Here is a 14,029-nt window from a genome sequence, read left to right as displayed (position 1 = left end):
ATTCCATCAAAAAAATTTCACATATAATTTCTCTATTATTACAGATTTGAAATTGGTTCTCTTCATGAAAAAAGACAAAGAAAAACATCGGCACGTCCCTGAATCAACCACAGCAGATGAACCAAAAGTCTCTTCAGTTACACTAACGTTACAACTATTAACCAAAGAAAAAGAAAAAAATAAAGAAGCAGAAAAAAAGAATCTGCTGATGAAACAGCAAAAGTACGCTGTAAGGTTTGTTTTAAAGAAATCGCACCTAAACGTCTTTGTTCTGGACATGGTGGCGGCGGTGGTGGAGACAAAAGAAGCCCTGAAGTAACATTACTTGATGGATTTGGATAGTGTACGCAATTTGCTTGCTGTTTATCCTTTGGGGTAGCTATGAATTTCACTTTATCACGCATTCCATGCTCATGTGACCTTTAGTACAATATGATATATTTAGCAATTAAACCACGGGAAAACCTTTATGTTTGAAGCGATTATTTTTGACTTTGACGGTGTTATTTTAGATAGCGAGCCGCTGCATTATGAAGCAGTTACTAATGTATTAAAAAAAATCGGGATAATACTAAGCTACAAAGAATATGCAAAAAAATACATTGGACTATCTGACAAAGAAATGTTTCCCTTATTATTGAAAGATAAGGGATGTGTATTTTCAGCAGGCGCTATTGCTTTGCTTATCAATGAAAAAATCGACGTGTATACCCGTATCATAGATGCTTGTAATAAATTACCCATTATCACAAGTGTAGATCAATATATTTACAACGCCCTTCAAAATGACCAAAAAATTGCCATATGTACAGGCTCAACCAAAATAGAAATTTCGACAGCTCTCGATAAACTAAACCTCCGTCAGCATTTCGATACCATTGTTACTGCTGAAGACGTTCAATCTGGAAAACCCTCCCCAGAGGGATATCTATTAACCGCCAAGCGACTTGGGGTTCCAACTAATAAATGTTTGGTTATTGAGGATTCACCACATGGCATAACTGCCGCTAAAAATGCGGGAATGCACGTAGTAGCGCTAGCCACTACACATGAAAATCAATGGCTTCAAAATGCAGATCAAATTGTAACTGGTTTTGAAGCATTATTAGATGTGACAGGCCATGTATAACGAAATAAACCAAACAAATACTATTCGTAACGATGGAATTGATTTAATAAGAGGTTTGTCTGTTTTTTCAGTTATCCTGTTGCACTGCTACATTCACTTACCGTTTGGGCAGAGTATTCTTCCTCAGAGATTAGTGAATATCCTATTCAGGAGTGGGTATTATGGTGTGATGGCTTTTTTTGTTGTTTCTGGATTTTTGATTACGACATCAACCATTAAAAAATGGGGCGATCTTCAGAATATCCAATGCAAGCAATTTTATTTGATGCGTTTCGCCCGAATTATGCCCTGCCTAGTGGCGCTTTTAATTGTTTTGAGCCTGCTTGATCTAATAAAAATAAATGGATTTATCCTACACACCACCACGCTGGGAAAAGCATTATTTTCTGCGTTTACATTTAATATTAATTGGCTAGAGGCCAAAACTGGCTATTTACCAGGTAATTGGGACGTGCTTTGGTCTTTATCCATTGAAGAAATTTTTTATATGTTTTTCCCCTTATTATGTATCTTTTTAAAAAATAAATATCAATTGATAGTGTTCATGCTCATTTTAATTATATTAGGGCCATTTGCTCGAACAGTGTTTAGCCACAATGAAATCTGGAGCGATCACTCGTATCTGTCCTGTATGGATGGCATTGCAATTGGCTGCCTAGCAGCCATGTTAGCTAAACAAATCAAACTGAATCGACCATTAATTTTATTCTTTTTCACAACAGGCTTATTGTTATTTATGTTTGTGTTTTTCTTCAGAAAGCAAGTTTTTGACATAGGATTGACTCCAGCAGGTTTAAATGTGACATTTTTAGAGATAGGTATTGCTTTAATTATCATCGCTACTACTCAAGAGCTGCTTACAAGGGATAGTCGTTATGGAGGTCAATTAACATCCTTAATCAGATGGTTTGGTAGAAATAGTTATGAAGTGTATCTTACCCATATGTTTGTTGTGATGTTTATAGGCAATACATTTTATTACTCCAAGCAATCAGCCATTTATATTGGACTCGAGTACTTCACTATATTGGCGCTTTCTGGCTTGTTAGGACATTCTATTGCCAAGTATTATTCAAACCCAATTAATAAAAAGTTAAGAACAAGTAAGTCCATAAAATCTGCGTCTTTTTCATTGGAGATGGGTTAGACATACAGACCATCCCCAATGGGTTACAAAGCATTTTTTGTCTTGTTCTGATTGCTCTTGGGTTGAATTCTTCCCTAGCAAGACTTGTTCAAGATAATAGCGGCTGTCTTCAAAAAAACGCTGAAGTTTATAAAACTCACATAAGTTATGATTGATTTTATAATGAGGATTTAGTTTGCAATATTCATCAACAAGAGGCACCTCTTGATAGTGCCAAAGATCGCGCTCAATAGGCGCGATTTTTAATCCATCCCAATCAACTAACCATACTTCATATGGAGTTTGCAAAACATTATAGTGGTGAGCATCACCATGAGTAATGACAAAAGGCATTTTTCCCTTTGAAAATTTTGTCTGCCATTGTTGAATAGTGTTCAAGTGCCCTGGTTAATTTTTCTTTATTCTTATCTAAAAGAGAAAGAATCGATTTTGCATGGTTTGTATATGTTTATGTTCTTTTATTTTTACTTAAATTTAACTTACTTTTAAGATATTTTTTGGCAACACTTGAGCCGATGATCTTTTGTATAACACCTTCACTGTTCCCATTTTTGCTGGAGAGGTTACATTTTTAAAATATAATTTTTAATAGATGCGAATAAAAGTAAGACATTATTTTTATTCGCACTTATTTTACCGAGGTTTCATATTAAAGGGAGATGGGTTAAAGATTTCTTGCTCCTCTTCCTCCGCCTTTTTAGGTTCTATATCCTTATTAGGCTCAATTTCTTCTCGTTTAGTGGGTTTATCTTTATTAGAATGCTTGGGTTCCATCGAAAGTGGATTTGGAGCATGACTTTGATCTTTCGTGACTTCATCCTTTTCTTGTGCTTTCGGACTGGATATGGGCACTAAATTATTTGCTAGCCGTTGGTTAAATGCATCGTATAAGGCTAATGTGGGCATGGTAATACGAAGAGAAAGTATGTTTCCTTTCTCATCTTGAATCATTTTCATACAATCATCGGGAAGATGATTTTCTTCTTTAAACTCATTAAATTCTTTTATAATCGCTTCCATGAATTTTTTTAATTCTTCTCTTTGTTCTTCAGTTAATGCATTAGGCTCACAAAGCAATTTAATGGTAAGGGTCATTGAATCGCGATCACTATCAACCAGCAATAGTCCTTTGGCGATCAAATCCGCAATTATTTCTGGGTCAAAACTAGACTCTAAATCAAGTGCTTCACTATCTCCCATTGAAGCAAACTCCCCCAATTCATGCGTAGTCTCTAATACCTTGCCTGATTTAGTTAGAGATTTATCTTCCCCAGGACTTGCTGTTTCCTCGGATGTCTTACCAGAACCACCATCACCTCCACCGCCTCCACCACCACCATGTCCGAAACAACGACGGGTAGGGGCTATTTCTTTAAAACAAGTCCGACAGCGTGATTTTGCTCCTTCAGCAGCAGACTCTTTTTTTTCTATCTCTTTAATTTTTTCTTTTTCTTTGTTCAATAGTTGTAACGTTATTGAAGCTGAAGAGGTTTGTTCTTTTGCTCCACCTGCTGTGGTTGGTTCAGGGATGGGCTGATGTTTTTCTTTCTCTTTGTCTTTTTTCATGAAGGATACCAAATTAAAGTTTATAAATAAGTAAGATAATTATACACAAATATTAAGTTATCTGCAAAATTCCTGTCAAATAATGTTATATTTTAATTATTTTGATTTAATTTAAATCAAAAATTGATGTTGAGTAGTACTCATTGGTTGTACAAAACAAATGGGCATAATTGTTCTAAACTTAACTGTAAGAGAAGAAACAGAAATTGCAAGGTATGGGGTGAAATTAATTAACTCGGTGGAAGGGTGATGGGTATTAACGCGCTCACGAATAATTAGGTTTAGCTAAGAAAATAGTTGAGGTTCTATATGGCTGGTACATGTACAGGCGGGACAGTGGCATGCTGGATATCGAGTCAGGTCGATGTATTAAATAATATTGCAAATAACTTGCTTCCTGTAGAGCGCTTGATTACCGGAGGAGCCTATCTTATCGGTTGCGCCTTTTTATTTAAGGGTATCTATTGTTTAAAGCAATATGGTGAACAACGAACAATGCAATCGAGTAGTACCAATGCTAAAGAACCAATAACCTATCTGTTAGTGGGTACAATGCTGATTTATTTTCCAACGACTTTTGCAACATTCATGCAATCTACTTTTGGTTATCAAAATATTCTTCAATATGCACCGGTAAACAGCGGTAATTCGACTCTTGATACATTATTTGGTAGTGGAAGTGTCGTTGGAAGGCCGTTGACTATTATTATTCAAGTCATCGGTCTGATTGCTTTTGTAAGAGGGTGGGTATTGATTGCACGCGCTGCATCTTCGGGTGGGCAACCAGGAGCAACTGGAAAGGGTTTAATGCATGTGTTTGGTGGAATTCTAGCGGTCAATATTGTAGGTACTCTTGAGATGATTAATAACACCCTGTATGGGTCATGATGCACACAGTTCTGCAATTTTTTCCAAGTGACGCATTATTTTGGGTTCAAATTGGATCTATCTAGCGCTATTGATGCAGCAATAATGAGTTAACTTGTTGGTGGGAGCAAGTCAAACTCGTTGATAGGTAAGGTATCAATTTGACGACCCTCTTAGGTGATGAGCAAGAAAGTCATAGGAACAAATCATAAGAAAACAATTTGAGCTGTAAAAAAACCGTAAAAAAATCATCACCCAATGTGATCGCAAATTTTTTAGGTTAAAATGTGCGCAACACTTCTATTTTGGTTTTCCTTTTATGTCCACATCCAATACAGAAATCGCTCAAATTCTATCAGTTAAAAAAATTTCAGGTGAATGGGCACAACACGATCTTTTTCACTCAGTACCAAAGACTGAATCTGGTGCAATTGATTTAACTAAAGCTGAGCATATCGCTGAAGGCGGGACTCATGTACTTTATCGATTTCCAGATGCGCCTTTTGTTATTAAATTAATGAAACAAAATCCCAATCCTATGGAACTTGAAGAGTTAGAGAAAAAATATGCTGTTTTATACGATTGCTTTGACAAAGATGGAAAACAACGATGCATCAGGGAACACCACATTACATGTCATGTACAACTTTCTGGAAAAGAGCCTCAAAGTGCTGCGTTATCAATCGTACCCTATGAGAAATGCTTCAAATCTAAAGTAAAATTCGATTTTAAAATAGAACCCGCGGAACTTGACATTTACTTAATGGAGCATAACCAGGACTTGTTCGATAAGGCACATAAAGCGCTTATTCAAAAAGACGAGGCTGGAGTAGATTTTGAGCTTAATGATTATGCGATCATTGATGAACGAATCGGTGCCATTTTGCAACGTTTGGATAGCGATCCCAAGCTCCGTGAAGTCATGATTGAATTTTTAGATCATTATCGTGATTTTTATCAAAAGACCAATATTATCCTGGATGCCATGGGATTTGAAAACATTCTGTTTTTTAAAGACGAACAGGGTGATTGGCAGTTTAAAGTAGGCAGTGCGATTAAGCACGATACTGGAAAATACACGCAGGAGTTATTTGATACATTACATTCTGGAAAAGAAGTAGATTTGACTGGGTTTGTTAATTTTACTCATGCTTATTTTTCACCGGCCAACATTAGGGCAGTCAATGTATGTGCCATGAAACTTGGTTTAGAGCCTGTTATTCATGATGTCACGATCGATTCAAACGATTTATTGAGAATCTCTCAAGAATTATCAGTAGGAGAACGAATGCTTGCCTATGCGCGGCATGGAGATTTTGAAAAAATGGATAAAATTCTCCAAGAACATAGGGGTGAGCTTAGTTTTAATCTCAGAGATTTTTGGACATACTCGCTAATCGCTGAGGAATACATCAAGCATGGACAGCCACCAACAGCACTTAAAAATTATCTGGATACTGTGAGTCAATTACCCATTATCTTGCCTGAAAACGAGGATGATGCCAAACGGGTAGCAGACTCAAAAAAAGCAATCATGGACCAAAAAAGCATGCATGATAAAAAAATAATGCTTCACCAGGAACTCACAACTTTTGTACTTAATAAGGGGCAACTACAAAAAATAATCGATTCTGCTCATACTCCAGCCGTAAGTTATGCTTATGTCGAATCCAAAGAACAACACAAATACGAATTGGTAAGAACTTCTTTTGCTCTTGGCAAAAAAAATGGTCAATCCACAGGTACTGAAAATACCGTAGATGGTAATACGAGATTTCCAGCCTCTTCACTGAGTAAAATTGTATTTACTTATTTGGTATTACAGCTGGTTAAAGATAAGCAAATCGATTTGGATGAGCCATTACTTTCTATTCTGCAACAAGAAGGTCAGGAATATGAACGATTCAAGGTACATGGTGAATATCCTGAAAAAGCCACACAATTAACAGCGCGACATGTATTATCACATACCACAGGCTTGCCTAATTGGAGCCCAGATTTATCTTCTATACTAACGTTTGATCCTAAATCAGATCTAGGTACGGGATATTCGTATTCAGGCGAAGCGTTTCTTTACTTACAAAAAGTCATTGAGACAAAAACGGGTAAAAATTTAGAGACCCTGGCTCAAGAATATGTTTTTGAACCTCTAAGAATGGGTCGCTCTACGTTCCGGCCACAACCAGAAGACGATAAAAATATTGTAGGGGTTCATACTCAGCTGGAAAAATCGACTCCCATATTAGAAATAGAGCCACCACTTCATTCTGCCGCATCACTGCTTACAACGGCTAATGATTTTTCAAAATTTATGAGTGCTTGGTTGGATAGTATGGATGATCCAATAATAAAACAAGCATTTGAGTCAAGAGGTGCTTACAGCATTGCGAATACGTGTGGGTTAGGTTGGCATATTTATAAAAATAAAGATGCCGTTATCGCCTATCAATGGGGTGCAAATCCTAATACACGATCGTTTATTGCACTCAATGTTACAGAAAAAAAGGGTGCGGTATTTTTTACGAATTCAGAAAATGGGATGAGTATTGCCACTCAAATTTTAAACTCTCCTGATTTACATCCTATTGGTGACATGCAAGAGCTCTTTAACTATATGAGTTTTAGTCAAAGTGATGAGGCCGGATGGCAAGAAACCATTGCAGGTAAGATTTGTGAAGATGAGGGCAGACTTGAAGAGGCGAGAGATTATTTTGAAAAGGCCATTGAGTTAAGGCGTTTGGAATGGTCGAATGCAGTTCATCAAAATTCCTCTCCAGAAAAAACGGTATTTACCTCTCCAATGGATCCTTTTGTAGGAAATTATAACAATGAAGTAGAGATCGACCTAAGAGAAGGAAGTTTAATCTGTAGGCGTTCTAATAGTGAAACAAAGCTTGTGCGAATATCAGAAACCGAATTTCTGCCTGAAGAGGATCCCTCGTTCAAAATAAGTTTCAAAAGAGATCTGCTAGAAATTCGTTCTATCCATGGTGAGCAAACCTTATTGTTTAAACAGTCTTTACCGAACCCTCAATTAGAAACTGCTCATGAAAAAACAGGTGGAACAAAGGAGCAACCCTCTTTAACAACCGTTGATTCAGGAAAAAAAGTGATGTTGCACGACTTGATGAAAAAAGCCTACATTCCTGGAGTATCCATTGCCACTATTTCTGATGGAACACTTTCTTGGAACGGTGCGTTTGGTATTTCTGATATGGACTCAGGAGATTGTGTTGATGAGTCTACTGTATTTGAGGCGTGTTCCTTGAGTAAACCCTTGTTTGCTTATTTAGTATTAAAGCTGATAGAAAAAGACCAACTGCCACCAGACTTCCTGACTCAATCCTTGCCTGAAATAGAATATGGACGATTTAAGAGTGAGGACAGAGAAAAAGTAGTGTTTTTAACACCTCAAATGATTTTGTCGCATCAAACTGGATTGCCTAACTGGGAGCCTGGTAATAATCAACTTGAGTTTCAATTCAAACCGGGTGATCAATACCATTATTCTGGTGAAGGATACCACTATTTACAGAAAGTAATTGAAGCAAAAATGGGTAAAAGTCTTGAAACGCTTGCACAAGAATATGTATTCACACCGCTTGGAATGAAAAACAGTCACTTTGAGCGTGCTCGTTTTGAGCCAGGAACACAATTTGCCTCCCGTCATAATGAACTGATGCAGCCCCAACCGTATAGAGACGAAGTAACTGCTGCTGGGTCGTTACAAACTACAGCATATGATTATGCACAATTTGTCATGGCACTACTCAAAGAGCAAACGCTGAGAAAGACAGCAATGAAAGAACTGGTCTCAACAGAAAAAGATGAAACAGCAAGAAAGAAAGAGATTCCTCAAGAAGTGTTACAATCCGTATTTTGGGGATTAGGATGGGGTTTAGAAAAAACAGAAGAAGGAACATTGGCATTCCATTGGGGAGACACATCAGGGGCGAAGGCATTTGTTGCAATAAACCCTGAAACTGGTTCAGCGATTTGTTATTTTGCGAACAGCCAAAATGGGTTATCTCTTGTCAAAGAACTAGTAACTCCTCATGTTGGTTTAACAAAAGGCCTCGATTACCTTTGTGGAAAATATGATTATACACACTATGATAAACCGGGTTACAAAGAACGACATGAAGGTTTACTGGCTGAGTCACGAGGTGATTATGTCACTGCAAAAATCCAACTGCTCAAGGCCATTGAATTGGAACCTAAATACACTACTGAACTGACGAAACATATTGAATGTTATGATAGGCCTGGTTGGAAAGAGCAACAGGAAGGAATAAGAGCTGAATTAAAGGGTGATTATAAAACCGCCATAATCAAACTCAATCAAGCGCTGCTTCAAGATTTAGATTCTGAGCAGCAGATCAAAAAACACCTTGCGTGGTTAAATGATTTGGATCACCCAATTGAGGTAGGTAAAGAAAAATTACAAGAATATACGGGCAAGTATGGACCTCATGAATTAACCCTTGAAGGAGAGTCACTCAAGCTCAAGTCATTTGGACAAAGTTATAAGCTTGTTCCTGTTGGTGAACATATTTTTTCACCAGAAAACAATCTCAATTTTCGCCTTGAATTCGACAAAGAACGAGGTCACGTTGCTTACCACTTTCTCGATCTAGCATTTCAGCCCATTATAGAGAAGAAACAAAAAGCAACTGCTCCCACATCAAAAATGACATTGGAAGAGGTGATGAAAAAAGCCGATATTCCAGGTATATCGGTTATCGCGGTCAATCATGAAGGAATTATTTCTCCGCCATTTGTTAAAGGCACTGTCAGCTCAACCCAATGTGGGTTATTGAAGATGCCCGTGGCTAAAATTAAGGAGGAGCAAAGCAAATTCTATAAATCCTATTACATCCTTACCGAAGAAGGTGTACTTTATTATAACAAATCAAAAGATAAACTTCATAAGCTTGAATTGGATGAATATCAGTTAGAAGAATTTCGTAAAAGTTTCGCCAAAGATGAACAAATAGATATCTTGTCCGATGATCAATTAAGTGAGATTACCTCGATTACAGACCATCTTCACTCCAGTCCCTCCATGGAAGTAACTCCTGAAACAGTTTTTGGAGCTGCATCGCTTAGTAAACCCGTATTTGCCTATTTAGTATTAAAATTAATAGCAGCAAATAACGCGAATAAAGCCCAACCTGGGCTAGGACAATTTAACGCCAAATTTGATTTAAAAACTCCTCTCTATGAAGTTTTTCCAGATATACTAAAAAAATTCCGCAAAGAAGATGAAGATAAGGCCAAGCTTTTGACCGCAGAGATGGTACTATCCCATACTACAGGGTTACCTATTACGCATGATGAGGGCAAAGGGCTCATTGAATTTCAGTTTGATCCAGGAACAAAGTATGCCTATTCAGGTCCAGGAATTGCTTACTTGCAAGAAGTCATCGAGGCACTAACTGACTCAAATCTTGAAACACTTGCCCAAGAACACATCTTTGGGGAAAAAGCTTTAAAGATGAAGCACAGCAGTTTTCATACGGATAAAAGTAAATCTCCGCAGGCAGCAAATAGCCTCTATACAACGCCGAGTGATTATGCCAAATTTATAGTAGCCTGGATGAATGATGAAGAGCTACAGTATGCATTTCAACCCAATGTCTTCATGAACAATGATTATTTGCCTGGGAACTGGCCAATAGAGGCAAACAGATTAGAACAGGATCGAAATCATGTGGCATGGGGTTTAGGTTTTGGATTACAAACCAATGAGCAAAGTGGGTGCGGTCTTATTAAAATGACAACCGATCCGAGCCAGACCTCATTTGATTGCATAGAACGCTTATTGGAGGATAGAAACGCGGTTATTTTATTTAATGATACGCTTTTTTATGCAGATCAAAACAGTCGAACGGTTAATAAAATTGAATTGACTGAAAGCAATCAGGATGATTTTAATAGGCTTAAAGCAAAATGTACCGAATCTTATAAATTAGCTGAAGGGAATGAATTAAAATTGATTACCTCTGTAACAGGACGTATCCACCGTGCAAGCAGAGCCTATCATTCCGGTGATATGAATGAATACAGAGCGTGGGTGGCAATGAATTTAGAAGACAAGTCGGCTATAGTTTATTTTGCCAATTCGCATAATGGCCATATTCTAGCAGATTCAATCATATCTCCAGAAGTAGAGATAGATAATGTGCTTAATTACTTTTTTCAAACCTATGGATTTGCACGGAATTTTGATGAGCTAGGAGAGATAACTAATTTCCATGGGGTAAACTCCAATTGCTTAAAGAAAACTTCGCCTAATATTGAAGAAAAACCAGATACACCAAAAGAATTAGAAAAAGGAACTACTCTTAGTGAAGAATCAGCACCACTAACCACCTCTTTACCAAAAGCAAAAACATTAACTTTAGGATTTTTGACATCTGAAAAAAGAAGAGAAAAAAATCAACAGGATAATTATTGTGGATTTAAATCAGGGTTTCTCATAGGTAAGTCTTTTTAAACTAATTACCTAGAGTTTATCTGAATTTTAATTTCACAATCCATGAGCAACAAGCTAGTCTAAGCTCATGGAAAGGTTTTTACACACATTTTTACCTCAAATATCCCTTTTCTTACATTGGGGTAGCTGGGAAGTTACGAAGAAACCACTATTACGAATAAAAGGGTCGGGAAGACGGATTTAAATAAAAGTGTTATTACATTTTGAGATGACACCATACCTATAAGGGAGTATACGGTGATGGATGATAAAAATTGTGAGCATTGCTATCCTGAAAAACGCTGTCATGTTAGAAGGAAATTTTTTAGTATATTCGATTATTGTATATTCAATCCATTGATCTATGTTTTATCTAAAACTTTTCTCCTCTCAGAGAATGATTTTTTACGATTCGATAATCTATTAAATAGGGCATCCATTAATATTTTTCAAAAATTAAACTTATTTACCAAAACCAATAGTATTGATAGGAACCAATTTAATAATAGTGTACTTGCACTATGGGATGAAGCGCAAAGAAGGGGTTTAGAACTCTATAACTTTAAGGAGTCGAACTTACATACGTTGTATTTTATGTTGGTATTCAATAAAAAAGAATATTATTTTACGCAGACCCCTATCTCTCTTATTTATCAAAAAAATCAGTGTTTTGATAATGATATCAAATACGATAACAAATGGATTTTCAAAAAAAAGTTATTAAACAATAAAATACCCTGTCCTGTAGGGATGGCTTTTATTTCCAGTAAAAATGCTTATAAGTACGGCATTAAATTAGGATTTCCTCTTGCTGTCAAACCAGTATCCGCTTCCTTAAGTATTCATGCCTTCTGTAATATTCAAACGCCAAAGGAATTAGAAGAAGCCATTAAAATAGTAAAACAAGTTGATTTTCGTGTACTGGTTGAGCAACACATTCCTGGTAATGTCTATCGGTCATTGATTATTAATGAATCATTAATCGCTTGTGTTATGCGCCAACCTGGCAGCGTTATTGGTAATGGTGTCTGTACTCTCCAAGAATTAATTGCTAAAAGAAATAAAGCTGCTGGAAAAGAAAAGGGTGGAAAACTCTTGTTTAAAACCAACCCAGATAGTTACTTGACGAAAAACTTAGAAGTCCAGGGAGTTACTCTTAACACGGTACTAAACAATGGACAACAAATCTTTATTTCAAAAAAAGTGACTATGGGTAGTGGTGCAAAAATTAGTAACGTTACCGATTTAATGCACCCAGAGAACAAACTGTTATTGGAAAGAGTACATAAAATGCTAAATATACCACTTACAGGCCTTGATTGTATTTGTCAGGATATTTCTCTTCCATGGCATAAGCAACCATTTGGAATTATTGAAAACAATAGCTTTCCCTATATCGATTTGCATCTTAACCCTTCTGATGGAGAGCGAATTAATGTGTCAAGTAAAATTTGGGACTATGTATTAACTGTTTTAGGTCAAAGAGGTGGTGATGACTCGGGTTAAAATGGATTAAAAATCAGCTATCTATCTCTTATCCACTCCTTCCTTTTTTAAAATCATCCAGTGTTGCAAAGGGGACAAGACAATTAGATGATTATTAATAAAGCAACACAAAATATCCAAATTATTGTACTTGTTATATAAGGATATTGATAACCTTTATATTTTTTCTTTCGAGTAAAAAAATCAATAATCAGCACAGGAACAATAGAAAAGAAAGTTAATAAGATGACTAATGCTACGGATTCTGCACCTTGCTGAAAAGGCATAATCGTTATCAAAAAGGTCAGTGTATCGTGCAAAAATTGATGCAAATAAAAGATTACCCACAAAACCCAAAAATCAAAAGTATAGACAAACCAAGAAGCAGCAAAAAGGGGTAGAAGTAATTTAGCTCCTTTTATTGCCCATAGCTTTTTAAAGGATTTGATAAACTCCTCTGAAAAGAGGACGATAATAGCACCCAAAAGAACAACCAAAGCCAATAACATTTATTTGTTCCTTTTCTCAACATCGCTCAATGCTTCCTAGTGTGTATCAAGTTGCATTGATAAAGCCTCATCTTCTTATGAATGTATTCTTGACACGTTCAATTGCACGACGAATTTTTTGTTCAGGTCGAGCTCTAAATGAATTTCCATTAAAAAAATACTCTTCGCCTTCAGGAGATTGCTCAGAAAAAAAGTAATTAAACACACAACATCGAGGCGCGTCACATAGAACAGGATTAACAGCATGCCAAGATGTTCGATTTGTTTCCATCACAAGCAGTCGATTAAACAGACTAGGGACAATAATGCGATTTTTAATTTCTTTATCCCATAGTTCAAAATTTCCACCATTCTCGAGTCGCCAATTAGGAGATACATAATACAGTACATTTACCGTCCGATAGTATTTTCTGTCCACATCATGCGAATTATCTATATGAGGATTCAGACGATATCCTTTAAGTAATGTACTAATTCCACCAGCATACGGTGATGGGTCAGGAACTTGGCTTTTAATCTCTGTTATCTCTTCAATCAAAGCAACAACTTGAGGGTCTTGAATCGCAAAATTAATATCTTGCAATAAACTGGATACATCTTTTAAGTGGCTGTATTTTAACTTTAATTTTCCAGGAATATTTAATAAATGCATTTGGCTTGGTTTAGGAAAGTTAGTGTATATTCCCTCAGCAATTTCAGTTGGAAGAAGATTATCCAGTGTAAAGTGACGGGCAACTTTTATATGATGCTCAAGGAAAAATTCTTGTTTCAAGTGCTCTTTAGTTTCATTTAATCTTTTTACGATTAGATCCTTTAATTGACTTCTTATATTAATTGTCATTTTAATT

At 36.5% G+C, this 14,029-nt stretch carries 10 protein-coding genes; 6 read left to right on the top strand and 4 right to left on the bottom strand.

The annotated features are described in order from the left end of the window. Positions 1 to 64: 64 nt before the first annotated feature. The 3 genes from LFA_RS13410 (at position 65) to LFA_RS13400 (ending at position 2,276) form a co-directional block, all read left to right on the top strand. Positions 65 to 319: a hypothetical protein gene (locus tag LFA_RS13410; protein ID WP_045096634.1), complete on the top strand. Its 255-nt coding sequence runs from the start codon at positions 65 to 67 to the stop codon at positions 317 to 319. 150 nt (positions 320 to 469) lie between these two features. Then, positions 470 to 1,129 carry an HAD family hydrolase gene (locus LFA_RS13405; protein ID WP_045096633.1) on the top strand — a complete coding sequence of 220 codons (660 nt, stop codon included), beginning with the start codon at positions 470 to 472 and terminating at the stop codon, positions 1,127 to 1,129. After that, positions 1,122 to 2,276 carry an acyltransferase family protein gene (locus LFA_RS13400; protein WP_045096632.1) on the top strand — a complete coding sequence of 385 codons (1,155 nt, stop codon included), beginning with the start codon at positions 1,122 to 1,124 and terminating at the stop codon, positions 2,274 to 2,276. The genes LFA_RS13405 and LFA_RS13400 overlap by 8 nt, the downstream gene beginning before the upstream one ends. On the opposite strand, the gene LFA_RS13395 is transcribed toward LFA_RS13400, so the two are convergent. Next, the gene (locus LFA_RS13395) at positions 2,259 to 2,609 is read right to left on the bottom strand and encodes a phosphotransferase (RefSeq protein WP_052673968.1); all 351 of its coding nucleotides are present in this window, start codon (positions 2,607 to 2,609) and stop codon (positions 2,259 to 2,261) included. The two genes, LFA_RS13400 and LFA_RS13395, sit on opposite strands and share 18 nt — an antisense overlap. 300 nt (positions 2,610 to 2,909) lie before the next feature. Next, positions 2,910 to 3,842 carry a hypothetical protein gene (locus tag LFA_RS13390; protein WP_045096631.1) on the bottom strand — a complete coding sequence of 311 codons (933 nt, stop codon included), beginning with the start codon at positions 3,840 to 3,842 and terminating at the stop codon, positions 2,910 to 2,912. Between the two features lie 309 nt (positions 3,843 to 4,151). Here LFA_RS13390 and LFA_RS13385 point away from each other — a divergent pair, with 309 nt between their 5' ends. The 3 genes from LFA_RS13385 to LFA_RS13375 all read left to right on the top strand — a co-directional run bounded on the left by LFA_RS13385 (position 4,152) and on the right by LFA_RS13375 (position 12,693). Next, positions 4,152 to 4,730, top strand: coding sequence for a hypothetical protein (locus LFA_RS13385; protein WP_045096630.1), 579 nt, complete (start codon positions 4,152 to 4,154; stop codon positions 4,728 to 4,730). 298 nt (positions 4,731 to 5,028) lie between these two features. Continuing rightward, entirely contained in the window at positions 5,029 to 11,208 is a 6,180-nt protein-coding gene (locus tag LFA_RS13380; RefSeq protein WP_231865846.1) for a serine hydrolase domain-containing protein, read from the top strand. 240 nt (positions 11,209 to 11,448) lie between these two features. Then, positions 11,449 to 12,693, top strand: a complete 1,245-nt coding sequence (locus LFA_RS13375) for a hypothetical protein (RefSeq protein WP_045096628.1) — start codon at positions 11,449 to 11,451, stop codon at positions 12,691 to 12,693. A gap of 83 nt (positions 12,694 to 12,776) precedes the next feature. On the opposite strand, the gene LFA_RS13370 is transcribed toward LFA_RS13375, so the two are convergent. Together LFA_RS13370 and LFA_RS13365 are read right to left on the bottom strand one after the other, a co-directional pair. Further along, on the bottom strand, positions 12,777 to 13,181 hold the full coding sequence (locus LFA_RS13370) for a hypothetical protein (RefSeq protein ID WP_045096627.1): 405 nt from the start codon (positions 13,179 to 13,181) through the stop codon (positions 12,777 to 12,779). A gap of 67 nt (positions 13,182 to 13,248) precedes the next feature. After that, positions 13,249 to 14,022 (bottom strand): 2OG-Fe(II) oxygenase, encoded by a 774-nt coding sequence (locus tag LFA_RS13365; RefSeq protein ID WP_045096626.1) that lies wholly within the window; start codon positions 14,020 to 14,022, stop codon positions 13,249 to 13,251. Between the last annotated feature and the right edge of the window lie 7 nt (positions 14,023 to 14,029).

Source organism: Legionella fallonii LLAP-10, from assembly GCF_000953135.1.
Lineage (GTDB): Bacteria > Pseudomonadota > Gammaproteobacteria > Legionellales > Legionellaceae > Legionella > Legionella fallonii.
This window is presented reverse-complemented; position numbering and strand designations above follow the sequence as displayed.